Consider the following 25,910-nt stretch of genomic DNA (forward strand, 5'->3'; position numbering starts at 1 on the left):
CAACGAGATCCGCCCGCACGAGGCGATCTCCTGGAACCGGCCAATGGAGGTGCACCTGGGCCTGGCCGACCCCACCATCCCCAACTTCGAACGAGAAGAAATCCTGCCAACTACTTGACGCGGGACATCATCTCTCCACGACACCAGATAGGTGAACTTCCGTTTTGCGGTCATGGCGCTACGCCCCTACTCCATCGGGCGGCCGGGTGAGAGCGTGTGTGCGGGCGCGCCCTCAAACGGGCGGCCGCCGTTCAGCTCGGCTTCGACTTCCGCCACCTGGGCAAGCACAGCGTCAAGCTGGAAGTCGCTCAGCGTGCGCCAGCGCTTGCCTGCGTTCCGCGCAGCGATGAATGCTGCGCGGATACGCGCGTCGTCGTCCTGCGTGCCGTAATAGCCGATCTTCTTGCGGGTGCCGGTCTTCGCGGCGGCCGCCACCTTGGGCGGCGCTGCCGGGGTCGTAGCCGGCTTCTCGGCCGCCGGCTGTTCAGGGGCCGGCTGCTCGACCTCGGCGCGCCCGCTCGTCGGCGCGACGGGCGACAGCGAGCCGAGCTGCGAGCGGCGGCGTTCGGGCTTCTTAGACATGGGTGCTTCCCTTCATGAGCTGGTCAACGTGTGCGGCGTAGATCGCGGCGAGGTCGCGCGCCTGCGCATCCCCTTCATCGAGGGCGCTCGACGTTTCCGTGGCGTCCGCGATTGCCTGCCGCTTCGGCACTGCCGGGGTGAGAATCGGGAGCTGTGCGGCCTCGGCGGCCGCCGTGAGCTCGTCGGCCCAGTACCCTCCCCCGAGCGTGTGCGCCTCGTGCGCGTTGAGCACGATTCCCGCGACTTTGAGACTGGGGTTGTAGTGCTCGCGCACCAGGCTCACGGTGGTCATGAGCTTCGCCAGTCCGTTGACGCTCCACAGCTTCGACTGAGAGACGATGACAACGGCGTCGGCGGCCGTGAGCGCGCTGATGGTCAGCGGGTCGATTGCGGGGCCGCAGTCGATGAGCACGAGGTCATAGTCGCCCTTGATTGCGTCGAGCTGCTTGCGCAGCCGAGCTTCTTTGCCGGGTTCGGCCGAGATAACCAGCTCGTTCCGAACGTCGGCCAGATTGTCGCCTGCGGTCGGTACGAGGGTGAGGCCTTCCCAGATACCGGGCACGAGCACGTCAGCGAGCGTGTCCGTGCTCTGCTTGCTCAGGGCGTCGGCCAGCCCTGCGTCGCCCTCCTGCACGTCTTCGGCCAGCACGCTCGTGCTGTTGCCCTGGGGGTCGGCGTCGATCACGAGCACGCGCTTTCCGGCGAGGATCGCCGCGCGCGCGTGGTGGTAGACGGTCGTGGACTTCCCCACTCCGCCCTTCTGGTTGCAGTACGCGAGAATCATGGTGCCCTTCTTTCAGGTCTAATGGTACTTATACCCCTATTGGGGGCAGATAGTGGGCTGCCGGTCGGCAGCCCACTATCTCGGCCGGTCTGGTGTCAGCTGCGCTTCTCGACGGTAACGGTCTGGCCGCGCAGGCTCACCGACACGTCGGCGTCGAGCACCTTGCGCACGATGCGCGGCTCTCCACCCTCGGGCGTGTAGACCTCCAGCAGCTCTTCACCCGATACCGTCACGCGGATGTTGCCGCAGCGCTCGGCCAGCTCGCACAGCGCCTCGGCATCGGCTCCCCACACGGCCACGTCGTAACCCTCGGTGCCACCGTCCTCGAACTCGCCGCTGCTGTTGCGCACGCGATCCGTGCGGATCACGCGGGCGAAGGTGTACGGGCGATTGTTCTTGTCGGTGCGCAGCTCGGGCGTCTTTGCCAGATTCCCGGTGAAGGTAATGAAGCTCATGATCTTTCCTCTCGATTCGATCTCGGTGTTATGGGGTTTATAGGTCTATTGTACCTAATAGGTCTAAAGGTGTCTAGTGCTGGTTGCTATCCGGTGCAGCTCCCCCACAATCCCAGCGCGGCCGCGCGCGCTGTTTCCTCGGCTGCTCGGTGCTCGGCCTGGCCGATGTACGGCGCATCGTAGGTGTACTCGTGTGCGGCTCCCGCTTCGAGCAGCGCCGCTGCGGCGCTCTGGCCGTCGATGTAGACGTGGCGCAGCAGACGGCCGTAGCGGTCGGCGTCGTCCTGGGTGGGGTCGGCGCGCAGCTCGACGGCCTGCCCGTAGATCAGCTCGTTCAGCTCGTCGCGGGCTTCCTGGGCGTAGCACTCATCCGCCCCGCCCTCGCGGTCAATTTCGGGGGTATCGAGGCCGATGAGTCGCACGCGGGCTTCTCCCCCGGCCGTCTGCACGTCGATGGTGTCGCCGTCCACTACGGCGATGACCTCGGCAGCCTCGGCGGGCAGCAGCTCGGCCCCTGCCGCCTGGCCCCCGGTGCAGCTCGGCACGCCTGTTGCCGTGGCGGCCGCCAGCATGACGGCGAGCACGGGGCGCAGCGTCGCGGGCCTCATCGCGCCTGCTCCTGCCTGCGCTCACGGCGAGCGATAGCGCGCAGCGCGCCTTCTTCCCAGAGGTCTTTCTCGCTCGATCCCATCTCATCCCAGTTGATCGGGCGCTTGATCCCGGCTGCGGCGATCCGGTCGCGGATCGCCTGGGCCTGCGCATCCCGCTCGGCGTAGAACCGCAGTCGCTCTTCGATGCTCAACATGGTCTTTACCTCCTATAGGTCTTATGGGTCTACTCGGCGGATGCGAGCCGCTGCGAGAGTGCCGCGATCTTGTCGGGGCGGAAACCTGACCAGTGCTCATCGTCGGTGACGACGACGGGAGCCTGCATGTAGCCCAGCCCCTTGACGAACTCGGCCGCCTCGGCGTCGGCGCTCACGTCGATCACCTGGTAGTTGATGCCCTTGCTGTCGAGCGCGCGATAGGTCGCGTTGCACTGTACGCAGCTCGGCTTGCTATAGACGGTGACTGTGAAACTCATGGCCGGTTCCTCTCCTGCTCAGTGTCTCGATTTCCTCCGACACTCCCCCCACGTTTTTTGCCGTGAAGGCACGATGTGCCTTCGTAGCGAGCGCAGCCGGAGGGCAAGTGACCGTGGAATACCGGAGCGGCCGAGCGCCAGCGAGAGACGCGAGGATATGCCGCGAAAGCACTTGCGTGTAGGTGGAGCGAACGTAGAATGCCGCAGGCTTCACGGCAAAATGCGTTTTGAAGGATGGGCGGCCGCGCAGCGGCCGACGAATGGCCGCCCTCTGTCGGCGGCCCCGGTCGCGGATGCGGCCGGTGCAGCGCCGTGGCGCTGCCGCCTGGTGCCCGCGGCCGAACGGCCGCGGGCGGCGGGCACTCACTCTCCCTGCGCCGCCGCGCGGTTGAGTGCTTCGAGCGCGTGGGCAATCTCGATGCTCTGCTTCGCGGGGCTGAGGGTCTGCCACTCGTCGCCGTGCTCCGCTTCCGCCCACTTGTGCGCCAGCTCGACGGACGTGCGAGCCGTCAGCTCGCGCCCGTCTTCGAGGGTGATGCTCAGCTCTGCTGCGGTGATGGTCATGGGGTGCCCCTTTCCGGGTTTGGGTGTTATGGGGTTTATAGGTCTATTGTACCTTATGGGCCTATTTACGTCTAGACCTGTCGCGGCGCGCCCTTCTCCGCCCACCAGGCTCGGGCATCTTCGACGGCCTCGGCGAAGTTCTCGCGGACGGGGTAGCGCCCGAAGCGCGCCTGCCAGCCGCCGCCGCGAACCGGGTGGACGTCTGCGCCGCTTACGCGATGATCCGTGACCAGCTCCCAGTAATCCGGGTAGGTGTTCATCCGGTAGCTGTCCAGCTCTCCGCCGTCGTGCTCGACCTCGATAGCGACGACGGTTCGCGATCCTTCCTCGCGGCGGTGGCCGGTGACGGTCGCGAAGCTGAGGCAGGTGCCTCGGCCGCCCAGGTTGAGCAGCCCCATAACGCGGGTGCCAATCTCGGGAACCTTGGTGCTCATTTCTTTACCTCCTATAGGTCTTATGGGTCTATTAGTTGAGCGTTTCGGGATCGCGGGTCAGCGTATCCACGAACGTCACGAACTCGGGGCCGGTGATCGCGACGGTATTTGCGAGCCGGTAGCCGCTGCGCGCGTGGTTGCGCAGGTCTTCGTCTCGCTCAGCGAGCTTGCGGAGCTGACGCGGAATCTCGGTGTCGTCCACGATGGGAACGATGGTCGTGATGGTGGTGATGCTCTGCATGATTTCCCTTCCTCTCGTTTTTTTGCCGTGAAGGCGTTTACGCCTTCGTAGAGAGCGCAGCCGGAGTGCAACCCACCGTGGAATACCGGAGCGAGCGCAGCGAGTGAGGATATGCCGCGAAAGGGGTTGCGCGCAGGTGGAGCGAACGTAGACTGCCGCAGGCTTCACGGCAAAAGAACGCGCAGCGTTCAGATGGAGTCGGCCGCTTGCGGCCGTCGATGTAGTTGGGGGAGCGCGAGGGGCGGACGCCCCTCGCCCGCCGCCGCGCGGCGGCGGGCTGCCGGTGTCTTTGGGCCTTATGGGCCTATTAGGGCCAATAGCTGGGGTTCAGCGGCTCGGGGCCGTCGTAGTCGAGCGCGAGCACGGCGCGGGCGAGCTGGTCGATGTAGACGCCTTCGATCTTCGCGTGCTCGATGCCGCGGGCGTACTCGCGTACCTCCACGTCGATTTCATCGAGCGGGGTCGTGCTGATGAGCACGGCCATGTTGCGCGCTGCGGCGTAACGGTCGCCGGTCTGAGCGAACGGCAGGATGCGCGCGGTGAACAGCAGGCCGCCGCGGTCGAACCGGCCGGGGACGGCTGCAAGCTGGGTCGCGCCGAGCGACATGAGCACGCCAGCGCCGAGCGCCTGGCGGAACTGCTCGGCGGTCGCGCGGTGGAACTCATCGGCTCCGGCGATGTGCGCGGTGTCGAACGGGATAGCTCGGGTGGTGGTCATGGTCTGCCCTTTCGGTTTGGGGATTATAGGGTTTATAGGTCTATTTAGGCGGCGATGAGTCGGTCACGCTCGGCGTCGCTGAGCCGGTAGGCGAAGCTGCACGAGCCGAACCATTCGGCGGCGGCCGTCGCCGCTTCCTCGGTCGAGTACAGGCCGAGAATCTGGGTGCATGGGCAGTTGAGCACGGCCCAGGCGTTCGCGGTTCGGCTCTGTCCGCAGTCGCACGCGATCCGCTCGGCGCACTGCTTCGCCTCGGCGTCGGTGCCCTCGGCCGCGTAGCCGATCCCGACCGGCGCGAGGCCCGAACAGGTCTTGCAGATGTTGATGGTCGCCATGGCTCTCTCCCTCTCGTTTTTTGCCTTGAAGGCGTTTACGCCTTTCGCAGAGAGGGGGGCCGGAGTGCAGGTGACCGTGGAATACCGGAGCGAGCGCAGCGAGTGAGGATATGCCGCGAAAGCACTTGCGCGCAGGTTCACCGAACGTAGAATGCCGCCAGGCTTCAAGGTAAAAAACGCGAAGCGTTCAAGCACTGCGGCCGCGCAGCGGCCGACGAACGGTGCAGCTCGAAGAGCTGCACGGCTTGGCTGGGTCGCCGTGCGACCCCTGTGTTACTGCTCGGCTGTCCACACTGTGTGCAGGCCAGCCCTGCGATAGCTGGGCTGTGCACATTGTGGGCAGGCGTGGCTTTGCGTCGGTGTCCACATGCGCCCGCCTGCTCCGTCAGGCGGGGGCTTGTGCGTCATCCGACAAAGCGAACCCTCGGCGTGCGATCGGTGCGCTCACGATAGGGCTGCCGCGCTCCGCTGCGCTCCGCTGCGCTGCGCTTTGCCTTCAAGAGAATCGGGTTGCGGTTCGTCGTGGGGATCGGGGAACGGGATCGTGGCAATAGGCGTCGCGCCGAGTATGTCGATGATGAGGCGTTCGGCGTCGGACACGGGCACGGGGCGAGGCCGAGCTGGGGGAGTGGTGCCGGTGAGGATGCAGCGGGCGGCGCGATAGTCGGCGCGGCCGTAGGGTGTGCGCGGGTGGATCGGGCGGGGCGTTGGGCCAACGTCGGGCACGAGCACGAGTTGACCGGGGGCGGGGCGCTTCGGGCGTTCAGCCGGGGCCGTGTTCATCCAGTCGAGTTCGTCTTGCCACCAGGCCCATAGCTCGCGCTCGACGGCGTAGCGCTCGGCGCGAGCTGCGAGGCGGCCGGTGACGCCTCGGGCGTCGGCGGCCGCGTCGCGGCGGTCGGCGGCGGGCTTGTGCCAGCCGTCGCGGCTGAGCAGCAGCACGTCGGCCTCGATGAGCTGCGTGAGGGTCTGCACGGTGTGTGCCGCATCCGAGCCGGTGAGGCGAGCGAGCTGCGCGAGAGGGAGAGGATCGTGAGTGCAGCGTGCATAGACGTTTCCGGCGTGCAGTCCAAGCGCTCCGAGTGTGAAGAGGTCGTGAGCGGCCGAGTCCAAGCGGTTCGTAAGTTCGAGCAGCAGTGCGTTTCGGGCGGCGGAGCCGGAGCCAGGGGGGCGGTGGGCGACTTGTGACCGGCCTTCATCCGGGTTGCTGTGAATAACCACCTGGGGGCCGATTTTCCAGTGCGCAGCGCCCCGTCCTTCGGCTTCGCGCGTGCGAACGATCCAGCCGTCCTCGGAGAGGCGCAGCAGCGCTGTGCGCGCGGTTTCACGGCCGATGCCTGCCATGAGTGCCAGGCGGCGCGTATCGGCCTCCACGTCGGCGCTGACGGCTTGCAGGGTGAGGATGCTGAGGGCGTCGAGCACGCGGCGGTCGGCGGGGCCGCCGCCGCGGTTCCATCGGCCGGGGGCGGCGTCGGCGCGGCCCTGGACAGCGAGCACGAGCGTGGCGATAGCGTCAGCGCGGGCGTCGAACGTCTCATCGCGGCCGACGACGCGGCGGCCGCTGGCGATGTAGGCAACGGCACGATCCCACTGGCGGCGCAGCACACGCGCGCGCTCGTCGGGGCGGCGTGCGATGCGGCGGCCGTGCTCTCTGCGGGTGCGCGCGTGCTCAAGGCCTGGGGCGGTGTCGAGCAGGCGCGCGAGGTCGCTGTACTGCCAGTGCGCGGCCGCTGCGCCCGTGAGCACGCGCCAGAGCACGGCGCTTGCGTCTCCTGCGGCTGCGTCAGCGCGCAGCGCTGCGGCCGCTGCGGGAGCTAGGGGGCGCTTGGTGCCGGGAATGTGGGGGTGCTTGCGGTCGTCTTGCTCGGTTTCGGCCGAGAACGTGTCTGTGCGCTCCGTAGCGGCCCGATCATTGACGAGCTGGGCCAGGCGCTCAACGGCGGCCGCTACGGCGGCCTCGGTGCCGCTGGGGCGCGTGAGTGAGTGCAGCTTGCCGTCGATCACGGTTGAGCTGCCGCCGTGGCGGTGCGGCGCACCTGGTGGGCGCACGCATCCGGCCGCGGGGTTCATGATGGGGGAGAGATCGAGCGTTGTGTGCAGCGTCTTCGCGAGCCGTGCGAGCCTGTGCACCAGCTCGGCCGAGACTCCCTCGCGTAGCGCGATCCAGATGTGACGGCCGCCCTGCGGGCCAGACTGGCAAACGACGGGTGCTAGGCCCGCGTCGGTGAGGAGCCGCGCGAGTGCGGCCGCGTCTTGCTCGGCGGCCTCGGCCGCCTCGGGCGTCTTGCCGTCGAGGTCGAAGCAGAGCAGCCGGTAGGCGTGCTCGCGGTCGGTGAGATAGATCGCCCAGGGCCGCTCGGGCGCGGTTTCTGTGACCGGCGTGATGTGCTGGGGCGGGTAGCTGTTGAGCGTGCTGCCGTCGTCGCTGACGGCTGCGACGCGCACGGTTGGCCGGGGGCTGATTGCTGCGGTGATCGCCCATGCTTCGGCAACTGAAAGTTGGTGCGCGAAAACATCGCTGTGTGTTGCTATGATGGTGTCACCTCCTAGGTCACCTCCTGGGCAGGCAGAAGCCCTCGGGCCTCTGTTCCACCTGATCCGATTCGGTCGCCAAACTTCATACGGCTCAGGTACTGACTTCTCCGATACCCCAGCTCCCCGAGCTGGGGTATCGCTCATTTATGCGGTGTCGATGGGTAGCTCCCCTTCGTCTGGTTCGGGCTGAGGCAACCATGCGGGCACGCCTCGGTCGGTCAGTTCGTCCTCGATGTGGTCGATGACCAGTTCGAGGAAGACGCTTGCAGAGACGCCCGCCTGGCGCGCGAGCAGTTCGAACCGCTCCTTGCGCGTGCGCTCGATTTCCCACGCGACGCGCACGGGCGCGATGCGTGTTCCTCGGGGGCGGCGCTTTACCTGCATGCCGCCAGCATAGCTGTACGCATACATGACTGTCCATCTTGACGCCGGGTGTGTTGTCGATGCGGCGGCCGTTTGTAGGTTCCCCTACGTGAGCTCGGCCGCCGGCTCTTGGGGTTCCTACAAACGATGAGGGCCGGTGACGCCTCTGCGTCACCGGCCCTCACGGCTGTCGAGCTACAGGCCTCGGGCGACCGCGGCGGCCGCGCCGAGCCAGGCGCGCTGCGTCGCGGGGCGCAGCGCTGCGACGTTGAGCCAGCCTTCGACCATCTGCGGATCGTGCGGGATCGTGGCGACTTCTCGCGCGAGGCTGGTGAACCCGTCCACGACGGTCTTGATGTTGGCGGCGGTCGCGCGTGGGTCAGCCTGCGAGACGACGACGACGGCGCGCTCTGCGAGCTTTGCCGAGCGTTCGCTGCGGTCTGCGAGGGCTTCGAGCAGCAGCGCCCCGGCCTCGGCGTGATCGTCGCGCGTGGTGGTAGCGACTACGATCTGGTCGGCGTGATCCACGAGGCGGCCCCACATGGCATCGCTCTCGTCGTTGCCGGTGTCGATGAACACGAGCCGGTAATACTTGCGCGCGACGTTCCAAATCGCATCAACGTCTTCGGCGCTGAGGCGCTGTTCCGACGCGAGCGCGAGCGGCTGGGAGCGCAGCACGTCGAAGCGGTCGGCCGTCTGGTGGTGAACGTATCGCGCGAGGTCGGCCGATTGGGCGCTCGTGCCCAGCAGCTCGGAGGCGGAGGGCAGGAGGTCGAGCACGGTGGACTCGTGCGGCCCCTGCTCCGTGCGCCAGCCGAGCGTTCCGCGCGTCTGGTTCGCGTCCCATGCGAGGACGCCTGCGCCGCCGAAGCGAGCAAAGATCGCGCTGAGCAGCACAGTCGTGGGCGTCTTTGACGCCCCGCCCTTGCCGTTGACGACGGCGATAGTGCGGGGGCCGGGCCAGTGCTGCGAGACGGCGAACGTGTCATCGCGTTCGGCCTTCTCGGCCGCGCCGGGGGAGAGTCGCAGCCCGAGCCGGGTTGCGGTGCCGCGCCAGCCCTTCGTAGCGGGTTCCTCGATGCGGTTGCTCTTCAAGAACGACTCGCGCATAGCGCGCCTGGTGGCTGCGGGTTCCTCCGCGGCCGCCTCGGCCGTCGCCGCGTGCGCGGCTGGCTCGCTGGGGGCCGTTTGGGCGCTCGTGCGAAGGTACGGCGACGTGACCGGCTCGGGCTTCTCGTGAATAGTGCCGTCAGGATGCACAACCATCTCCCACGTACCATTCGGCTCGGTGGTGACGAACTCGACTACCTCGCCGGTCGCGGCCGCGTGCTCGACCACGAGGTTCGCAACCTTGCGGCGGGCGTCTTCGAGGTCGGCGCCGATGATCTTCTGCGGCTGCCCGTCAAGCGTGACGATTGCCGAGCCGTCCTTCTCGGTGGTGGCATGAGCGGTCATGATGCTTCCTCCTTGTGTGGTGCGATAACTGCTCTGGGGGCGCTGCTTACGGGTGACTGACCGGGCGGGAATGCCTCGATCCGCACCGCGACGTCTCCGAGCTGTAGGCGGACTCCGTTGGGCACGACGGTCGGCGTGTGGGGTGCAAGTGGCGTAGCATCCGCCGTGGTGCCGTTTGCGGCGTCCTGGTCGGTGACGATCAGGCGGCACGCATCATCGACGTCGACCACGGCGTGAGTGCGTGAGCATTCGCGGCCGGGGCTAACGAGCGTGATGCTCGTATGCCCCTCGATTTCGGCGGGGCGGCGGCCGAGCACGATGGGAGGCTGCGCGCGCAGTGCTTCGCCGCCTTCGACGTGCACAATCAGCGTCGGCCGTGCGGCCTTGCGCGGAACGACAACGGTATGGTCAATGACCTCGGCCTGCGGAGCGTAATACTCAGCCGGGAGCTGCGGCCGAGCCTGCGGCTCGGGCTGCTGCTGCGCCTGCGGCGCGGGCGGCGCTGGCTCTGGCTCGACCGTGGGCGCGCTGAGCGGCCGCGGGGCGATGACGGGCGTTGGCAGAACGGTCATGGTGCCGTCTGGCGCGATGTAGAAATGCCAGTTAGCGTCTGGATCGTAGGCGATGAAATGCTGCGCGGTGCGCGTCTCCACGGCGTGCGCTATCGCCATATCGCGCACCTTGTCGCGGGCCTCATCGAGCGAGGGAGCGCGGAACTTCGTTTCGCGCCCGTTGATGACGATGCGTGCGGTGCCGTCTCGGCCGACGAACGATTCAATGGGCATGGGGGTCACTCTTCGGTAGACGGTGTGGGCGGTGCGGGCAGGTCGAGGTCGGCAAGCATCGGCTGTTCGATGTCTACGACGCGGCCGCTGCGCTCATCGAGGATGAAGTACCAGATTGCGCTGTTGTTGCCGATGGGAACGGTGGTCGAGCCGTTGTGGTAGGTGCCTTCGTAGGTGACCTCGATGCCGACGCGGAACTTACCGGTTCCCGGTTCGGTGTGCTCGTTCCCTTCGCCGTATTCAATGGACGCCGGGGCGCTGCCAACGTCCTTGACGCGAATCTGAGCGGTCGGGCTTGCACCAAAGTAGCCTGACCAGATCGGCAGATAGTCGCGCGCCAGGCTTTCACTCATGCCCGCCTCGATGTAGCGCTGTCTGGTCGTCTCGGGGTTTTCCGCAGCACGCCAGGCGGCCGCGAGGCGCGCCACGTCGAACACGGTCTGCTGCTGTTCCTCGGTGAAGGTGACCGTGGGCGTCTCTTCGACCTGGCTCGACGTGTTGGGCTGCGCCTCGTCCTCGGCCTGGGTCTGGTTCGCGAGCACGAGCCAGACCGTGAGGCCTGCAAGGATCGCGACGGCGGCAACGATGCCGATGATGATGAGCGTGAGGCGCTTGCGGTCGATCATGGTGAGTGCTCCTTAGTAAGTGAGGCCTGCGGCGGTGAGGATCGGGAGAGGGTCAATGGCCGTTCCGTTCAAGTGAACCTCGAAGTGAAGGTGACAGCCGGTGCTATATCCCGAGCTGCCCGTGAGCGCGATCTGCTGACCGGCTTTTACCTTCTGGCCTGCCGTCACCGAGATTTCGTTGGCGTAGCTGTGGACGTACCACGTCATGAGGCCTTTGCCGTGGTCAATCTCGATGATCATTCCGCCGCCGCCGCCGTCGAATACGCGGGTGACCTCGCCGTCGCGGGCGGCCCAGACGGGGCCGCCGCATCCTCCGGCTTCGAGGTCTAGGCCGTAGTGGAACGGCTGGGTCGGGCCTTGCGGGGTCTGGATGACTTCGCGCGGCCCGAAGCCGCCGTTGATGGGGCCGCTTCCGGGCCTTGCCCATCCGTCGAGGCCGATTTCGCCGGGGATACCTGGGACGTTGTTGCAGCTCCCGCCGCCGCTGATGAGGTCGGAGTCAAGGCCGGATAGGGCTGCAACGACGGCCGTTGCAGGCGTCCAAAACCGCTCGTAGTGGTACGGGTCGGCGTTAATCTGCGTGCGGTGGGCTACGAGGGTCGGGGCGAGCGTCTGGCGCTCGGGGTCGGGCACGTTGCGCACCATGGCGTCGAAGAACTTGCCCGCCGAGATGTAGGGGTCCATGCGCTCTGAGAGCGGCCCCCAGTTGTCGCGCTGCTGGAACAGTCCGCGGCTGTCCGGGCCTACGGCGTCGCCGTAGTCGAGCACGCGCAGCGACGATTCGCCCATGGCGGTCATGACGCCGATGGTCTGATCGCGAACGTTCAGGCCTTTGTCCTGGGCTGCCTGGATGATGTAGGCGGCGTTCACAAGCTGCTCGTGCCCGTACCCGGAAATGCTCGTGGTTGGCACCTTCGTAGGGTCGATCCGGCCGCCAGAGGTCGCGCTGCAAGCGGCCGCGCTGGCCGGTGCGAAGAACGCGAGCAGGGCGATGATGAGCAGCACCACGGCGAGCACGGCACTCACAATCGTGACGATGGGTGTTGAGGTCACGACGGCCGTGACGGCGGCCACGATGGTACGGATGGCGTTGGCGGCGGCGGCCTGTACGCGGGCCTGTACTGCGGCGGCTCTGGTGATCGAGGTTCCCGTGCTCGCGGCGCTCTTGGCGGCCTTTGCCGCGGCCGCGCGCTTCTGGGCCGCCATGATGCCACCCTTGACGGCTTTCCCGGCGAGCTGGCTGCTTGAGCGGACGCCGCGAGCGGCGTTCTTCCCTGCCGCGGCTCCGCCCCGCTGTGCGGCCGCCAGAGCAGCGTTCTCGGCCTCGCGACTGGTGAGGTCTACGGCGTCTTCGTCGTCGTCTACCTGCTTCGCAGTGGCAGCAGTGACGGCCGTGCCCTTCACGACGCTGTCGCCCGCCGCCTTCCCTGCCTTACCGGTGGCCTTCGCAGTTCCGCGCATCCCTCGGCCGAGCGCGCCGCCGCCCGTGCTCGCCGGGGCGGCGGCGTCCTCATCGTTGCCGATGAGCTGCGCCGACCGCTTGTTGAGCGACAGCCGCGCGAGGTTGTCGGATGCCTCACCCTTGGGGTTGGAGCTGCGAAGGCCTTTCATGTTCTACTTCTCTCCGAACGATGTTGAGAACAGCTTGTAGAGGGCGGAATCGGTCGGGATACGACCGTCCATCGGGATCACTGCGTTACCCGAGCGCATGAGGCCGTGACCGGGCTGCACGTTGGTGAAGAACCGACGCTGCTCGTCTGAGAAATGCAGCAGCTCGCACAGGCTGTCGGCGTCGGTCGCGTTCTGGCCGAGCAGCAGCAGGAAGTCGCAGTTGGCGAGCATCAGGCGTGCGTCCTGGTTCGCCAGCAGCTCTTCGATGTTCTGCGTGATACCGGTTGGGATCAGACCCCACTTGCGCGCGCGCTTGTAAAGGCCGCGGAAGTAGTCGGCGCTGTACTTGTTCGAGAACAGCAGATGGAACTCGTCAATGTAAAGCCAGGTGCGGCGACCTTCGGCCCGGTTACGGGCTACGCGGTTCCAAATCTGGTCGAGAATGACCATCATGCCGAACGTGCGCAGCTCGTTCCCGAGCTTGGAAATGTCCCACGACACGAGGCGGTTGCGAGGGTTGACGTTCGTGCGGTTGGAGAAGCCGCCGAGCGACCCAATCGTGTAGATTTCGAGCATCCGGGCCAGCTCGCGCCCCGCGTCTTCGCCGCTCTGTGCGAGTGCTTCGCGCAGCTCTACGAGAGTAGGCATCGCCCCGCCTTCGGCGGCGTACTTCCGGTACAGCGTGAGGGTGCTGCGGTCGGCTACGGAGCGCTGCTCGGGGGTGAGGCCTGCCTTGCCACCCACGAGGGCTTCGAGCATGGTGAGCACGAACTCGCACTTGGCGTTGATCGGGTCATCCTCGCTGGTGGTGACGTTCAGCTCAATATCCATCGGGTTGACGCGCTGCTCACTGCCCGCGTGGATACGGATGACCTCGCCGCCGAACGCCTCGATGAGGGGTTCGTACTCGTGCTCGGGGTCGATAACGATAATGTCGTCGTCCGGGCGGCTCAGCAGGACATTCGTAATCTCCATCTTGCCGCTCTGGGACTTTCCCGAGCCACTGGTGCCGAGGATGAAGCCGTTGCCGTTGGTCGTGCTCGTGCGGTCGGCCACGAGAGCGTTGCTGCTCTGCGCGTTGACGCCGTACCAGTTGCCGCCTGGCACGAACAGCTCCTGCGTGGTGAAGGGCACGATGATCGCGGCCCCGGCCGTGGTCAGCGTGCGCCGCATGGGGATGCGGCGGCGGCCGATAGGCAGCTCGGTCGTGAGTCCGTCGAGCTGCATGTAGGTCGCAACCTCAGCGGTGCAGCTCTGCTTGCGAATCACGGTCATCACGCGCTTCACGTTCTGTTCCAGCTTCTCGCGTGACGTGGCGCTGACGCCGAGCACCATGACCGTTGAGAACAACTTCTGGTTCGAGCTGCGCAGCTCGTCGCGGAGGTCTTGTGCCTCCTTGAGGTTGTCCTTCACCGCGGCGGGGATCATTTCGGGGTCGATGCCCTGCTTCGTGGCTCGCTTCTGCTCGGTGATCTTCTGCATTTCAAGCTCTGCGATCTGGCGCTGCACAAGCGTCATGCCCTCGACCTGTTCGAGAGGTTCGAGATGCAGCGAGATAGTCAGGTCGCACTTGATTTCGGTCAGCTCGGAGATGAGCCGATCAGAAAGCCACACGGGGTAATCGCGCATCCAAAGCACGGTGTGGTAGGTGTCGCCCGAGCCGTTGCGGAAGATGAGCGGGCCGTTCTTGTCCTTGGCGTCAATCTCCCACGGCGCGACGAAATCGGCCGTCGAGAGCTTGCGGTTCGGCTCGAACTCGTCTTCATTGAAGACGAACAGCTCGTGGGGCCGCAGGATGTGGCTGAACCCTTCGAGGCGCTCAGCTCGGTTGAGCCGTCGCACCTTGCAGCCGTCCATCGCCTGCAACCCGGCCTCGGCCTCGTGGAAGATGCGAGTGAGCGTCGCTTCGGCCTTTTCGAGGTCGGGTTCCTGCACGGTCACGGTGAGGTACTTCTCGGTGACCGTGTTGCCGCTAGCGGCTGCGAGCTTGTCGCGCACGATGCGGTTGAAGTCGCTGCGGTAGAAGTCGAACTGGTCGCCGCGCAGCGGCTTCTGCACGAGCTGGCTCACGTCGGCGTCATCGAGCACGCGGTTCATGATGGTTTCCTGCAAGCGGGTGCCCGCGCCGTAGGAGTTGATGAAGCGTGCCCATCGGTCAACGATGCTGGTCTGCTGATCCTCGGCGGCCGCGACATAGTTGATGTCGCTGATAGCGAGGGTCATCGACCACTCATCCTCACCGAGCCAGGCGATGCCGCTGGGCATCATGGCCTCGTAGCCGAGCACGTCGCGAGTCGTCTTCGCGGCGGCCTTGTAGCCGGTGGGGCCAGCGTTATCGCTCCCAGACTTCCGGGCCTTGCGGTTGCGGCGCTCTCCGGGCTTTGCGACCGCGGCGCGCTGCTTCTGCTTGCGGGTGTTCCGTGATCGTTTTGCGGAGCTTCCGTGCTGCGGCTCGGCGCTGCTTTCGCTCTCGGCTGCTCTGCTCGGCAGGTTCGCCGGACGCGACAGATACGGGTTCTCCTGCGGAGTCGAAACCGGGCTGGGGCTGGAAGGTGTCTGCATAGCTAATCGTCTTTCTCATCAGATGGTGGCGGAGGAAGAGTCCGAGATACTGCTCGGGTTTGAGTCCCATGGGTCTCCACCAGCCCCATATCGCGGCCGGAATGAGCACTGGGAACATGACGTACATGCCGACGGTGGTTGCTTGCTCCATCGTCTGGCCGACGCCCATGAGTCCTACGGTGACTCCGGCGAACAGGCCGCCGCCGATGAACACCATGACCGCGAGGGCGGCGATCTGTCGCCAGGTGCGCCCGAACATCGGCTTGGGTTCGTAGGCGGCGATCTCCTTGTAGACCTTCATTTCAAGCGCCATGGTTCAACCCTCTCCGATGACCTTCTTGGCGAGGCCGTTGGCCCCGAACATGAGGAAGATGAGCACGATGGGCGCGACGAAGAACTGGCCGAAGTTGCCAAAGATGAAGCCGACCATATCGCCGTCGTAGTCTCCGATGTTGCCGAGCCAGCCGCCCAGCAGCGCTTGGTACATCTTCACAGCGACGACGATGATGACGCCGGTGAACGCGACGCCCGCGAAACCTTTGAGGTAGCCGATGCCGATTCCCTTAGTGTCATCGTGGCCGAGGAACGCGAGCGGCAGGCTAGCGAACGCGGTGAGCAAGTACATCTGCAAGAACCGGATGAACACGAGCACAATTGCGATCACGGCAGCGAGCTTCTGCACCACCCAAGGCAAGAACAGAATGACGATCATTCCGAACTTCTCCATATCGCCCATCTCATCGAGGTCGTCGCGCATCGCGTCGCCCATGAGTGGCGCGTCACCGCCTCCGGTGCCAACGTCCACGTTGTTCGCGGTGCCCATGATCGAGGTAGCGATAGACGAAATCGCTTCGAGCAGCAGCACCGCGTTCTGAGCGACCACGAACACGAGTGCGATCTTGAACATGGTGGCGGCGATGATCCGCACCCCCAGCTCGCGGTCGCCCTCAGCCCTTGTGCTCGTGGTCGCAAGCATCAGAACGAACATGATGCTGAGCACGATGGACGTGACGGGCTTGACTGCTGTGCTGTGGATGGTGAGCGCCGCCGCGTAGAGGTCTGCGTTATAGGCCTCCGGCGACAACAGCAGGTCATCAGTAGCCATGCCCGCACCCTGACTCAGGTGGTTGAGCATGGCTACTAGCCAGTCAGTGATATCCATTGCGGAACCTGATTAGGCGGTGATGACCTTGAACAGCGCAGCGGCGGCGATGATGAGGCCGCCACCGATGATCTGCCAGACGCCCGTCTGAATCTGCGGACCGTTCTGATCCTTGAGCGCGCCGCCCGTGACGATCGCTCCCCAGACCAGCCACAGGCCGCCGCCGATGATAGCGAACGTCGTGAACAGGTCGAGAATCTGGTTGAGCAGGTCCATAGTGTCTCCTTTAGGTTTCCGACTTCTCGTAATATACTTTACGAGAAGTTGGGCGTTTTGTCGATATGGTAGAAATGGTGGCTATGCGGGGTGAACTTTCGGAGGCGGAGGCGCTGGCGCTTTCGCATCTGAACTCCCGTCGTTTCGAGCTGCTGCTACATGCAGCACGGTTCGGCGGCCCGTTCACTGCGTCCCAACTCAGGGAGATCGCGCCCGAGCATTCATCGTCGCTGACGCGCGATCTGAACGCGCTCGAAGCGGGCGGGCTGCTCGTGGCGACGCCGAGTGCGTCTGAACAGCGGCAGGGGCGGCCGGTGCAGTTCCGGCTCGCCCCCGAGACGCCCGAGCTATTCGCTCGGCTCTCCGCTCTAATCTCGGAGGCATCTACACTCCCGCCGTCGTCTTAATCGCGGCCTTGCGCGATTTGAACGGCTTGAGGCCTCGGATCAGCAGGATAGCTTCGTCGTTGGACATGCGCCCAATCTCGTCGGCCGTGAGCAGTGCCCGCTTCAAGGTGCGCTGCGCCTTCGTTCGCGAGCCGGTAACGCCGTAGGTCTGCGAGAACTCGTCCATGGTGATCGTTTCATCACCGAGCTGCTTGGACAGCCACTCGTTCGTCTCCTGGTCGCGGCCGCCGAGGAACAGGAGCGAGTCGCAGTTGCCGACAATCGCGTTCCAGTCGTCGCGCCAGATCGCCTTGCCCTGAGAGAAGGCCTGCACGATGATGCTCGCGCTGATCCCGCGGGAACGGATCGTAGCCATGAGCACTTCAAAGCTCGGAATCTTGCCGATGTTCGCGAACTCATCGAGGAAGCAGTGCAGCGGCACGTCGAGCGTGCCGCTCTCGTTGTGGTCAGCGATGTAGACGTTCTCCGCGAAGAGAGACTGCCAGAACATCGCCGCGAGGAATCGGAACGTGACGTGAGTATCGGGGAGCTGCAAGAACAGTGCCGTAGGCTCGCGGCCGACGCGATCCAGGCCAATGTCGTCGCTGGACAGAATCTCGCGCACGTCGTGCATGTCGAGCGGTGCGAGGCGCACGCCGAGCGAGATAACGACGCTCAGGCGCGTCTCTGCGGGGCCTTGCTGGTAGACCCGGTACTGCCGCGTGGCGAAGTCAAGCATCTTCATCACGGCGTCATCCTCCGCTCCGAAGCTCGCAGGGTCAGCCTTCCAGCTCTCGACTACCTCGCGTGCGGCCTCCATCTTGAGGTCGGTTTCGCTGGTGAACTCGTCCGGGTTGCTCTCGCTGCCCTCCATCGCCTTGTGCAGGTCAACGACTGACGGCAGGTTCCTCTTGCCGCTCTCCTGCGTGACCGTCGCCCAGACATAGGCGATGAGCGCGGTGAGTAGCGCCCGCTCGGCACGCTCCCAGAACCCATCGCCGCGGCTCTCCTTACCGCTCGTGTTCGCCATGATGGTTTCGGTGAGCTGGGCGACGCCGGTTTCTGGCTCGGCGTCGCTGATGTAGTCGAGCGGGTTGAACCGGTTGGACTGCCGCAGATCAACCAGGTTGAACGTGCGAACGCGCAGCCCCTTCGCTTCGAGGGGCTGGCGCATCATGCGGTAAATCTCGCCCTTGGGGTCGGTGACAGCGAAGCTCCAACCCTCGATGGTCGCGAGATTCGGGAGCACGTAGCCGCGCGTCTTGCCCGTACCCGATGCGCCGAGAACACACACGTTCAAGTTGCGGCGGGTCTTGTACGGGTCGAGCGCGAGGCCTTCCGTTGCAGTGAGCTGCAAGCGCTCCGCGGGGTTCTTCGACGTCAGCGGCTTCATGTCGCGCGGCGTCGCCCACGCGGCCGATCCCTGCTCTTCCCCCTGGCGAGTGTTCTTCTTCCCGCTCATGCCGTAGAGCACGATGAGCAAGAACAGCACCGCGGCGACAGCGCCGCCGATGAGTGAGGGCTGATCGAAGTCGAGCTGGAACCACGTTGCTCCGAGCGCAGCGGGGAACTCCTTGGGAATCTCGTTGATCGGCGTGCCCGCAGCGTACTCAGCAACGGCGAAGTGCGTTGCGCGGTTCGCGAGGTAGAACACGACGCCGCCGCCAATGAGCGAGGCGATGACCTTGCCCTTGGTGAATCCAGTGCTCATCGTTCTACCTCCGGTTCGCCTTCGGTGCCTGCTGCGCATCATCAGCCGAGCTGCGAACCTGGCTGCGCTTCTTCGAGCGCGTCTTGCTCTGTTCCAGCTCCGCCTTGCGCTGATCTACCTTCTTATCTATCTTCTCCACGACATGCGCGCGGGTGCGATCCCCTGGCGTCTTCTCCGGCCGCTGCTCACTGCGGGTGAGCGCCGGTTCGCGCTCGATGCTGTGTCCGCCGCGATCCGTCACAGCCTCGTCGGGCTGCGTGGTTACCCGCTCCGGCGCTGCGTCGTCCTCGCGCGTTTGCGTCTCGCTCAGCTCAGCAGACTCGATGCGCGGCGCATCCTCGCGCAGCTCGTCGGTGCCATGCACCGGCACCTGCTCCTGGTGCTGCTCGTCGTGCGTCTGTTCCGGGGCCGGGGTTTGCAGCTCGGGAGCGTTGCGGGCCAGCTTCTCATCGACGCGCTCGGCGGCGACCGCAAGCGCGTGCTGGATCAGCTCGGCGTCCTTGCCCTGAATGTGAAAGGTGCGCGAGCCGTCGCGGTGCGTCTCGACGCTCCACAGCACGCCGTGACGGCGCAGCTCGCGCTCAAGTTCCTTCGACACCGCAGCGTCGTCGATGTTCACAAGCTCTCGCTTGCCTTCCGCGATCCGGGTGAACTCCTTGAGCGCAACTTGCCCGCTCTCGCGCTGTGCGTTCACGCTCTGCTGGATCGAACGGTACACCGCGGCCGCCACCTTGAACGGTGCCGCAGTGAGCTTCTGCCCGACCCACAGCGACGCCTTCACGCTCGTGCTCGATGCGGTCATCGTCACCTTCTGCGTGAGCTGTTGCAGCTCGGCTTCGCCCTTGTCTACGAGGTCAACCATTATCGTGTCCTTCCGTCGTTGCGAGTCGTCCCCTCGGGGCGTGCGCGATCTTCGTTGCGTGCTCGCAGCTTGTTCGCTTCCATCTCAAGCCGGTCTTGCAGGGTCATCGAGCGCGTGCCGCCGTCGCGATCCTGCTCGGCGTCATCGAGCGTGACGGCATCGGCGGTGCGCTCGTGTGCGCGCGCCTCCCGAATGCCGTTCGACTCGGCATCGCCCGCGGCCACGTCGCGGCTGAGGCGCTGCGCGGCCTGCTCTCGTTGCCGCTGCTGTTGTGTGCGTTCGGTGCTCTCGCGTGCGGCGTTCGACTGCGCGTGAATGCGATCAGATACAGCCATTACGGTTTCCTCCTTCGTTAGCTGCGTGAGTGCATGAATGTCGCTCTTCGCTCCGTCAATCTCGCGTTCGATGATGCGGAGCTGTGCTTGCAGACCGGCGAGCTGCGCGGGGTCACCCGTTGGTGACACCATAAGCTCAGTCGTTGCAACAAGCATGGTCTGATACGCGAAGTGACGTTCGGCAACGAACGCTCGTGCGCGCTCGATTGCTGCGTCAGGGCCGACTCGGCCGCCGTCGCCCATCCATCGTGCTTTCGCGTTCACGCGAGCTTCGAGGGCACGCAGCTCACTCAAACTGGTCTGCCACTGGCCGACGTTCCCGCCGAACTGAGCGCTCTTCGCGTGATGAACCGCGCCGACAAGATCGGGTTCAGAGAACCACTTGTAGAGGCCCATCGTCGGTACGGTCTTGGCGAGGTTTCCGCGCGCATCCGAGAGTCGGTGCTCATCGTTTGCCGGTACATAGATGCGCAGCGCGCGGCCGTGCCGCACAACTTGAGTCTTGGCAACAGTAAGGTGCAGCTCGCGTTTCGTACCGGGAACAATGACGGTCATCGTGTCGCGAGTCTCGCGCGTGACCATCGACACATCGACACCGATCTGATTGACAACCTGGCGCGTGAGTCGAGCCATGATCGACGCTTCGGTGTATGCCGCTCCCAGTCGGTAGTCGCGTACCGCTCGCGGCATCGAGATTTCGCGGAACGAGAGCGTGCCAGCTCGTCCACCGCGTGCCGATACCTCGACACCAGCGCGGCCAAGGATCGCCTGGAACTCGGCCCAACTCGTCGCCTGCATGGCCGCCTTGTCGATCTCGGTACGGATGAACTGCTTACCGCTCTCGCCCTTGAGCACGCGGTACACGTCAGCCATTGTGCGGCCGGTTGCTCGCTCCGGCTTCGGCAAAACGCTCAACCCATGCGCGCGGCACAGCTCATCGCTCAGCTCGCGAATGTTCCCAATGGTGCTCTTCTGAACGCGGAACTTTCGCCCCGTCTCGCGATTCACGGCGTTCAGAATGATGTGGTTGTGCAGGTGCCCCTTATCGAGGTGGGTCGCGATCATGTACTCATGCGAACCGCCCGTGATCTGCTCCGCGAGCTGCACGCCGATCTTGTGCGCTGTTGCAACGTCGATACCGTCCTTCGGGTCGAACGACTGGATGACGTGATGAGCGAGCACGGCACCTTCGCGAGGCTTCGAGACACCGACTCGCTCGGCCGTCTGCCCGAACTGCCGAGCGACCGCCCTGAAGTCGGAAGGGTCGATGATCGTATCGGCGTTAGTCGATACCCAAACTCCATCTGCCGTCGCATCAGGGCGCGAGATGTACGCCAGCGCCTTAGCTGGCGTGCTCTTGATCTGCCCCATCTTCACGACGGCCATGATGCTACTCGGCCTCCTTCGCAGCCCGCTCGATGAGAACTTGAATCTCCCGCACGAGCGCGCGAGTTGCTTTCATCTCTTCGAGCGTCGTGACACTCTCCGTGTTCACAAGTCGAGCGATCTGGTTGATGTTGTTACCGATCCGCGCAAGCTCGGCCCCGAGCGGTGCTGGATCGAACGCGATCTGACGCACACGAATCTCAGTGTCGAGGATCGCGGAACGAACAAACCGCGAGAAGTTCGTCTCGCCACTGAGCTGAAAGCGACGCTCAATCGCGGGCCACTGCTCCGCGGGAAACGAGACAGTCTTGATGATGCTGCGGGGCATCTCGTCAGCTTCGCTCATCATCTCTCCTACTACCGGGATTGGGCTGGAAGCCCATAGTGCAAGCTCGTCTTGCACATTGCGCCGTGAGGCCAAGCGCAACGTTTATTAACGTTGCTATGCTTGCTACCCTCCGTGAGTCCATCCTACCCCCGCAGCTGCACAGTCGCTAGACTGTGCTGTGTAGGGGGCATCGGCGTAGCCGATCCTCTGCGCAAGCAGATGAGAGTCAGCCGTGCTCCGCACGGTCGGCTCTCTGATCGACAGCCCTCCGGGCTGCGTTACTACAGGGAGGCATCATGACCACGGAACGCAACATTGACGACCTGCTCAAAGAGGATGAGGCTCGGCTAAAGGCGAAGCGTAAGCGCCTCAGCGCGTTCGGCAAGGCGCTCGATGAAGTGCGCTCCGCGAGCGCGCGAGCATCGAAGACGGCCGCCGAGCTGCTGGATGCAGGCGACCTCACGCGCGCCGATCTGGCGAAGGTCTTTGACCTCAGCAAGGGCGAGCGCGCGACGCTCATTCCGGCAGCACCGAAGCGCGCCGGGGCCGCCTCAGCGGCGCAGTCGCCAGTACAGTCGGCGCACGCCGAATACGAGCCAAACCACGGCTCGACCCACGCCGATTAGTAGCCACTGAACGAGCCAGAAGAGGCCGCGGATGATCGCGCCCGCGCCGAAGAACACGAGCTTGATAACTAGCGCGATCACCAGAACCGCGACGACGATGAGGACAACGGCCATGATCTGCATGGCGGCTCCTTTCGCTCGCGGTTTTGTGTGTGAGGGCTTACCCCGATGATATGACGTTAGCTCCGGCCTGGCGAGCGTCAAGGGCGCTTCGCGTCGCTACGCGATGCGGCTGCGCCGCACCCTTGACACTCGCCAGGCCTACGCTGTGGGCTTCATATCGGGGTAAGCATCACTGCGAGTAGCGGCGCTACTCGGACTTCGATAGAGCGCGGCTAACCGAGCTACGGCCGACGCCGAGCGCGAGCGCGATTTGCGCGTAGCTCATCGGCGGGTCGGCCTCTCGCATGGTCTTCGCCATGGCGATCCGCTCGGGTGTCATCACGGTAGGGCGGCCACCTATACGGCCTTGGGATCGGGCGTGCTCGACGCCTCGGCGGGTGTTCTCGCGGATCATATCGACGCGGAGCTGCGCGAGCGTCGCCATGATCTTGAGCATGGCTTCACCCATCGCTGTTGAGGGGTCTATGTCCATCCATGGTTCATCGAGGCTGCGCAGCTTCACGCCGCGGGCGGCGTGGTCGCGGATGATCGAAATAGCGATGCTGTCGGTGCCTGCTACGCGGTCGAGCGAGGGAATCACCAGCTCGTCACCGGGGCGCTGTATCTTCTTGCACTCGATCCAGTCGGGGCGATCTTCCACGCGGCTTGAGTAGCCCACGTCAACAAAGATTCGTTCGCATCCTGCCTGTTCGAGGCGGGCTATTTGCGAGTCTGCGTTCTGCTCGCGGGTGCTGACGCGGGTGTATCCGATCCGCACGGCTACCGCCCGCCTCGGGTCGGCGGCTTGGGTTGCGTGCCGTCGCCCAGCTCGGGGGTCTTTCCTCGCTCCGCTGCGTGCTTCGGCTGCGTCGTCCGCGTCTCGCGCAGCTCGCTCATCTTCCGCTCGATGCGCTCTCCGAGCGTCATCGGTTTCTCGGGCGCTGTGGCCTCGGTGACGCGGCCGCCCTCGTGAATGAGCACGTTCGAGCGCGGCACGGCCGCGTGCTCGAACACGGGCACCATAGGTCGATGATTCGGCGTGTACTCCCCCATCGGCGGCCGCGTTGCCGCCGATGCCAGGTTCCACACTTCCTCGGGCACCCGCTCGAACTCAAGCGTGTACGGCGACCGCTCCGCGATGTGCTCCATAAACACCTTGGTCGTGCGTCCGTTGCCCTCGCGGAACGGGTGCGCCTGGTTGACGTGGGCGAAGACTTCCGCCGTGCGTTCAGCGAATACAGCATGGTCGAGCTGCGCCCAGTCGGTGCGCTCGACCATGGCGCGCACGTCGGTCAGATAGGCGTCTATCGCGCCATTGTGAGCGTCAGCGAAGGGCGCTCCGCCGCCCTTCGCCATGTTCACAGTCCGGTACTGCCCAGCCCATTCGTAAACGTCTTGGAAGAGCTGGCCGTGCAAGGCCTTCATGTGTTCGCCGTCGAACGTCCGAGCGACTAGCTCGGGGCGCAGCTCAAGCTCGGTGCGCCGAGCGAACGACATGCGATAGTCGTAGCTGCGCAGCGCGTCGAAGTCTCGGATGCCGGGGACATTCCGCATGACGCCGAACCCGGTCTGCTCGTTGTACGTCTCCGGGTAGAAATACGACGCCCACGAATCGAACTGCTGCGGCATCAGAGCGTGGTGGCCGCTCCGGCGATGCGTTCGGCCTTCGCGGCCGAACGCGCCTGGTACTCATCGAACGTGAGCGCGCCCCGCGTGTAGTCGATGAGGTCGGCCACGTCCTCGCGGTTCGGCTCCCATCCCTCATGCCAGCCCGCAGCGAGCGACCGGACAACGGCTCGCCGCTGCTCGGGGTCGAGCTGCGCGAACAGCTCGGGCCAGCGCGTCTCTACGTCAAAGGTTGGTTGCGACATGATGTGCTGCACCTCCTGGGGTACTCCCGATTTTCCTACCTGCTCGTAAACGGTACAGGTCGGGTTTCGGGTCGGTTTGGGTTTCGATCATAGGTTTCGGTCGGTCATCTTCCGGCGTGTCGCGGCTCATTCGAGGCGGCGCGAGCCGGTGCCCGAAAACGACCGTTTGCGGGCCGCTAGGCGACCTGCTCGACGGTGGCCGCTGCGCGCTCGGCATCCCACACGAGCCAGGTGTGCTCGTTGTACTGGTTGCGATAGGTGATGCCTCGGGGCGTCAGCTCGAACGCGAGCGCTCCCGGCTGGTAGGTCGTGATCCACTCGGCCAGCCGCTGGTCGGCGGCCGCGCGATCCTCGGCGCTGCCGGATGCGTTGGCGCGCTCGTGGAGCGCCCACACTTCTCGGCCTTCCTCACCCGCGTGAACGGTCTTCCAGTGCTCGTCAATCAGCGCGGGCAAGCAGCCGCACGGCTCGCCCTCGTCGTGGTGGTGGCCGATGCAGCGATCATCGGTGCAGCCGCAAGCGTCGCCGCGCCATTCCTCCCCCGGCCCGTACCCGTTGAGCTGCGGCCACTCGGCCGGGTCGATGTTCGAGGCGCGCAGCTCGGCGCGCGCCGAGTCGTTGAGCTTCACGAGGCGGCCCGTACCTCGACATAGGCGGCGAGAGCGTCGCGCACAACGTCCGATTCCTTGCGATGCTCGCGCTCGGCCAGTGCGGCCACGCGATCCTTGAGCGCCTGGGGCACGCGAGCGCGCACCACGGGCGACGCTCCGGCCTTCGCGCCGACGCTCGGCCGCCCGAGCACGATGCGGGTCAGCTCGTCCGCGTTCGTCGCGCCCGCGGCCTCCATGAGGCTGCGCTGCGCGTCGTCGGCCGCCGCTGCGCCGCGGCGCACGGTGCCAGGCTTCACGCTGAGTTCGCCGCGCTCGGCGCGCGCCGCCAGCTCGTCGTAGTTGGTGCTCATGAGTGCTTCCCTTCGGTGAGTAGGTGTCGGAACAGGTCACTAAGCGGCATCGCGTGAAAGATCACGACGGTACGCGGCGGCCGGTGTGCCGCGATCACTTCGATGTAGCGATCGGTCTGGCCGTGCGGGTGCCCGACGTAGACCATCGTGACTTCGCCCGGCTGCCCATCGACCTCGGCCGATGCCTCCGCGTGCATGATCGCGTACAGCGAGTCTTCGCGCGAAATGCCGTGCTTGTCGGCGCTACTCGTGAACTGAACTCCCATCCCCAAAGTGTAGCACAAAAGGCGGCTACAGAATGGTAGCCGCCTTGTGGTTCTGCGCTCCGGTCATAGCGTGGCGAAGCCGAGCAGCGCGAAGACGAATGTGATGCCCGCGCCTGCGAGCAGCAGCGGCTTCTCAGCGCGCGCGAGCGGGCCTTCGGTGACCTGCTTGCGACGGATCAGCCATGAGGCAACGAACATGATGATTCCAACGCCGATCCCGACGTAGTACACGATCTGCAATGCGCTCACTGGTCGGTCACTCCATGTTCTCAATTCGGGAGGGCGCAGAGGGCACGGTGATCTTCCCTGCGAACTCTCGCCCACGGGCATCCCATCCGCCCATTGACTCTTTCAGAGTGGCCACGGCGGCTGCTCGGCCGTCCTCGTTCGTTGCAGCGATCACCGTGACTTCTGCCCTGCAAGTCGCCAGGTTCTCATTGTCGCGCGTCAGACTATGTGGCAGGGCTGTTAGTTGAGTCCTGAACGGAGAGTCCGACATGGGAAGACCACCCCAGATTCCGGTGGAGAAGAAGACAAGGATCGTGCTGAGCGTCCTTGCCGGTGA

At 65.3% G+C, this 25,910-nt stretch carries 34 protein-coding genes; 1 reads left to right on the forward strand and 33 read right to left on the reverse strand.

The features are described 5' to 3' along the window. Positions 1-186: 186 nt before the first annotated feature. The 25 genes from J4H92_RS14705 to mobC all read right to left on the reverse strand — a co-directional run bounded on the left by J4H92_RS14705 (position 187) and on the right by mobC (position 21,537). Positions 187-582, reverse strand: coding sequence for a ParB family protein (locus tag J4H92_RS14705; protein ID WP_208098933.1), 396 nt, complete (start codon positions 580-582; stop codon positions 187-189). After that, on the reverse strand, positions 575-1,366 hold the full coding sequence (locus J4H92_RS14710) for a ParA family protein (protein ID WP_208098934.1): 792 nt from the start codon (positions 1,364-1,366) through the stop codon (positions 575-577). Before J4H92_RS14710 ends, J4H92_RS14705 begins: the two co-directional genes overlap by 8 nt. A gap of 95 nt (positions 1,367-1,461) precedes the next feature. Further along, positions 1,462-1,821 (reverse strand): single-stranded DNA-binding protein, encoded by a 360-nt coding sequence (locus J4H92_RS14715; protein WP_208098935.1) that lies wholly within the window; start codon positions 1,819-1,821, stop codon positions 1,462-1,464. Positions 1,822-1,907: 86 nt separating this feature from the next. Continuing rightward, on the reverse strand, positions 1,908-2,429 hold the full coding sequence (locus tag J4H92_RS14720) for a thermonuclease family protein (protein ID WP_208098936.1): 522 nt from the start codon (positions 2,427-2,429) through the stop codon (positions 1,908-1,910). Then, complete coding sequence (locus tag J4H92_RS14725; RefSeq protein ID WP_208098937.1) at positions 2,426-2,626, reverse strand: hypothetical protein; 201 nt, start codon at positions 2,624-2,626, stop codon at positions 2,426-2,428. Before J4H92_RS14725 ends, J4H92_RS14720 begins: the two co-directional genes overlap by 4 nt. Before the next feature lie 29 nt (positions 2,627-2,655). Then, positions 2,656-2,904 (reverse strand): glutaredoxin-like protein NrdH, encoded by a 249-nt coding sequence (nrdH, locus tag J4H92_RS14730; protein ID WP_208098938.1) that lies wholly within the window; start codon positions 2,902-2,904, stop codon positions 2,656-2,658. Positions 2,905-3,267: 363 nt separating this feature from the next. Beyond that, positions 3,268-3,468 carry a hypothetical protein gene (locus tag J4H92_RS14735; protein ID WP_208098939.1) on the reverse strand — a complete coding sequence of 67 codons (201 nt, stop codon included), beginning with the start codon at positions 3,466-3,468 and terminating at the stop codon, positions 3,268-3,270. Between the two features lie 71 nt (positions 3,469-3,539). Continuing rightward, entirely contained in the window at positions 3,540-3,902 is a 363-nt protein-coding gene (locus J4H92_RS14740; protein ID WP_208098940.1) for a hypothetical protein, read from the reverse strand. Between the two features lie 31 nt (positions 3,903-3,933). Then, complete coding sequence (locus tag J4H92_RS14745; protein WP_208098941.1) at positions 3,934-4,143, reverse strand: hypothetical protein; 210 nt, start codon at positions 4,141-4,143, stop codon at positions 3,934-3,936. Between the two features lie 307 nt (positions 4,144-4,450). Next, positions 4,451-4,861 (reverse strand): hypothetical protein, encoded by a 411-nt coding sequence (locus tag J4H92_RS14750; RefSeq protein ID WP_208098942.1) that lies wholly within the window; start codon positions 4,859-4,861, stop codon positions 4,451-4,453. Positions 4,862-4,905: 44 nt separating this feature from the next. Next, the gene (locus tag J4H92_RS14755) at positions 4,906-5,196 is read right to left on the reverse strand and encodes a hypothetical protein (RefSeq protein WP_208098943.1); all 291 of its coding nucleotides are present in this window, start codon (positions 5,194-5,196) and stop codon (positions 4,906-4,908) included. A gap of 444 nt (positions 5,197-5,640) precedes the next feature. Continuing rightward, positions 5,641-7,641, reverse strand: a complete 2,001-nt coding sequence (locus tag J4H92_RS14760; protein WP_208098944.1) for a hypothetical protein — start codon at positions 7,639-7,641, stop codon at positions 5,641-5,643. A 234-nt stretch (positions 7,642-7,875) separates the two neighbouring features. Further along, positions 7,876-8,142, reverse strand: a complete 267-nt coding sequence (locus J4H92_RS14765; RefSeq protein ID WP_243752435.1) for a hypothetical protein — start codon at positions 8,140-8,142, stop codon at positions 7,876-7,878. A gap of 147 nt (positions 8,143-8,289) precedes the next feature. Further along, positions 8,290-9,549 (reverse strand): MinD/ParA family ATP-binding protein, encoded by a 1,260-nt coding sequence (locus J4H92_RS14770; RefSeq protein ID WP_146137589.1) that lies wholly within the window; start codon positions 9,547-9,549, stop codon positions 8,290-8,292. Further along, on the reverse strand, positions 9,546-10,334 hold the full coding sequence (locus J4H92_RS14775; RefSeq protein ID WP_208098945.1) for an FHA domain-containing protein: 789 nt from the start codon (positions 10,332-10,334) through the stop codon (positions 9,546-9,548). Before J4H92_RS14775 ends, J4H92_RS14770 begins: the two co-directional genes overlap by 4 nt. Positions 10,335-10,339: 5 nt before the next feature. Then, positions 10,340-10,960, reverse strand: a complete 621-nt coding sequence (locus tag J4H92_RS14780) for a hypothetical protein (protein ID WP_106486760.1) — start codon at positions 10,958-10,960, stop codon at positions 10,340-10,342. Positions 10,961-10,972: 12 nt separating this feature from the next. Next, entirely contained in the window at positions 10,973-12,571 is a 1,599-nt protein-coding gene (locus J4H92_RS14785; protein ID WP_243752436.1) for a M23 family metallopeptidase, read from the reverse strand. Positions 12,572-12,574: 3 nt separating this feature from the next. Then, positions 12,575-14,857, reverse strand: a complete 2,283-nt coding sequence (locus tag J4H92_RS14790; RefSeq protein WP_208098946.1) for a VirB4-like conjugal transfer ATPase, CD1110 family — start codon at positions 14,855-14,857, stop codon at positions 12,575-12,577. Positions 14,858-14,903: 46 nt separating this feature from the next. Next, on the reverse strand, positions 14,904-15,446 hold the full coding sequence (locus J4H92_RS14795; protein ID WP_208098947.1) for a PrgI family protein: 543 nt from the start codon (positions 15,444-15,446) through the stop codon (positions 14,904-14,906). A 3-nt stretch (positions 15,447-15,449) separates the two neighbouring features. Next, positions 15,450-16,295 carry a VirB6/TrbL-like conjugal transfer protein, CD1112 family gene (locus tag J4H92_RS14800; protein ID WP_106486741.1) on the reverse strand — a complete coding sequence of 282 codons (846 nt, stop codon included), beginning with the start codon at positions 16,293-16,295 and terminating at the stop codon, positions 15,450-15,452. Between the two features lie 12 nt (positions 16,296-16,307). Further along, a complete protein-coding gene (locus J4H92_RS14805) occupies positions 16,308-16,511 on the reverse strand; it encodes a hypothetical protein (RefSeq protein ID WP_106486742.1) in 204 nt (67 codons plus the stop codon). 384 nt (positions 16,512-16,895) lie between these two features. After that, a complete protein-coding gene (locus J4H92_RS14810; protein WP_208098948.1) occupies positions 16,896-18,608 on the reverse strand; it encodes a VirD4-like conjugal transfer protein, CD1115 family in 1,713 nt (570 codons plus the stop codon). 4 nt (positions 18,609-18,612) lie between these two features. Continuing rightward, positions 18,613-19,410, reverse strand: a complete 798-nt coding sequence (locus tag J4H92_RS14815; protein WP_208098949.1) for a DUF3801 domain-containing protein — start codon at positions 19,408-19,410, stop codon at positions 18,613-18,615. A 59-nt stretch (positions 19,411-19,469) separates the two neighbouring features. Continuing rightward, a complete protein-coding gene (locus J4H92_RS14820) occupies positions 19,470-21,191 on the reverse strand; it encodes a relaxase/mobilization nuclease domain-containing protein (protein WP_208098950.1) in 1,722 nt (573 codons plus the stop codon). 4 nt (positions 21,192-21,195) lie between these two features. Then, on the reverse strand, positions 21,196-21,537 hold the full coding sequence (gene mobC / locus J4H92_RS14825) for a plasmid mobilization relaxosome protein MobC (RefSeq protein ID WP_208098951.1): 342 nt from the start codon (positions 21,535-21,537) through the stop codon (positions 21,196-21,198). A gap of 278 nt (positions 21,538-21,815) precedes the next feature. On the opposite strand from mobC, the gene J4H92_RS14830 reads away from it, so the two are divergent. Beyond that, positions 21,816-22,145, forward strand: a complete 330-nt coding sequence (locus J4H92_RS14830; protein WP_208098952.1) for a hypothetical protein — start codon at positions 21,816-21,818, stop codon at positions 22,143-22,145. Between the two features lie 310 nt (positions 22,146-22,455). Here the strand turns inward: J4H92_RS14830 and J4H92_RS14835 are convergent, their stop codons facing one another. From J4H92_RS14835 to J4H92_RS14870, 8 genes are all read right to left on the reverse strand, one after another. Next, positions 22,456-23,025 carry a recombinase family protein gene (locus tag J4H92_RS14835; RefSeq protein ID WP_208098953.1) on the reverse strand — a complete coding sequence of 190 codons (570 nt, stop codon included), beginning with the start codon at positions 23,023-23,025 and terminating at the stop codon, positions 22,456-22,458. Between the two features lie 2 nt (positions 23,026-23,027). Next, complete coding sequence (locus J4H92_RS14840) at positions 23,028-23,876, reverse strand: Fic/DOC family protein (RefSeq protein WP_208098954.1); 849 nt, start codon at positions 23,874-23,876, stop codon at positions 23,028-23,030. Continuing rightward, a complete protein-coding gene (locus J4H92_RS14845; protein ID WP_208098955.1) occupies positions 23,876-24,118 on the reverse strand; it encodes an antitoxin VbhA family protein in 243 nt (80 codons plus the stop codon). Before J4H92_RS14845 ends, J4H92_RS14840 begins: the two co-directional genes overlap by 1 nt. 176 nt (positions 24,119-24,294) lie before the next feature. Then, positions 24,295-24,747, reverse strand: coding sequence for a hypothetical protein (locus J4H92_RS14850; RefSeq protein ID WP_208098956.1), 453 nt, complete (start codon positions 24,745-24,747; stop codon positions 24,295-24,297). Next, positions 24,744-25,079 carry a ribbon-helix-helix domain-containing protein gene (locus J4H92_RS14855; RefSeq protein WP_208098957.1) on the reverse strand — a complete coding sequence of 112 codons (336 nt, stop codon included), beginning with the start codon at positions 25,077-25,079 and terminating at the stop codon, positions 24,744-24,746. The genes J4H92_RS14850 and J4H92_RS14855 overlap by 4 nt, the downstream gene beginning before the upstream one ends. Beyond that, positions 25,076-25,345 carry a hypothetical protein gene (locus tag J4H92_RS14860; RefSeq protein WP_208098958.1) on the reverse strand — a complete coding sequence of 90 codons (270 nt, stop codon included), beginning with the start codon at positions 25,343-25,345 and terminating at the stop codon, positions 25,076-25,078. Before J4H92_RS14860 ends, J4H92_RS14855 begins: the two co-directional genes overlap by 4 nt. Positions 25,346-25,408: 63 nt before the next feature. Beyond that, positions 25,409-25,594 (reverse strand): hypothetical protein, encoded by a 186-nt coding sequence (locus J4H92_RS14865; protein ID WP_208098959.1) that lies wholly within the window; start codon positions 25,592-25,594, stop codon positions 25,409-25,411. Positions 25,595-25,601: 7 nt separating this feature from the next. Further along, the coding region (locus J4H92_RS14870) for a hypothetical protein (protein WP_208098960.1) at positions 25,602-25,910 on the reverse strand (309 nt) is incomplete at its 5' end.

It is taken from the genome of Leucobacter weissii, from assembly GCF_017565745.1.
GTDB classification, from domain to species: Bacteria; Actinomycetota; Actinomycetes; order Actinomycetales; family Microbacteriaceae; genus Leucobacter; species Leucobacter weissii.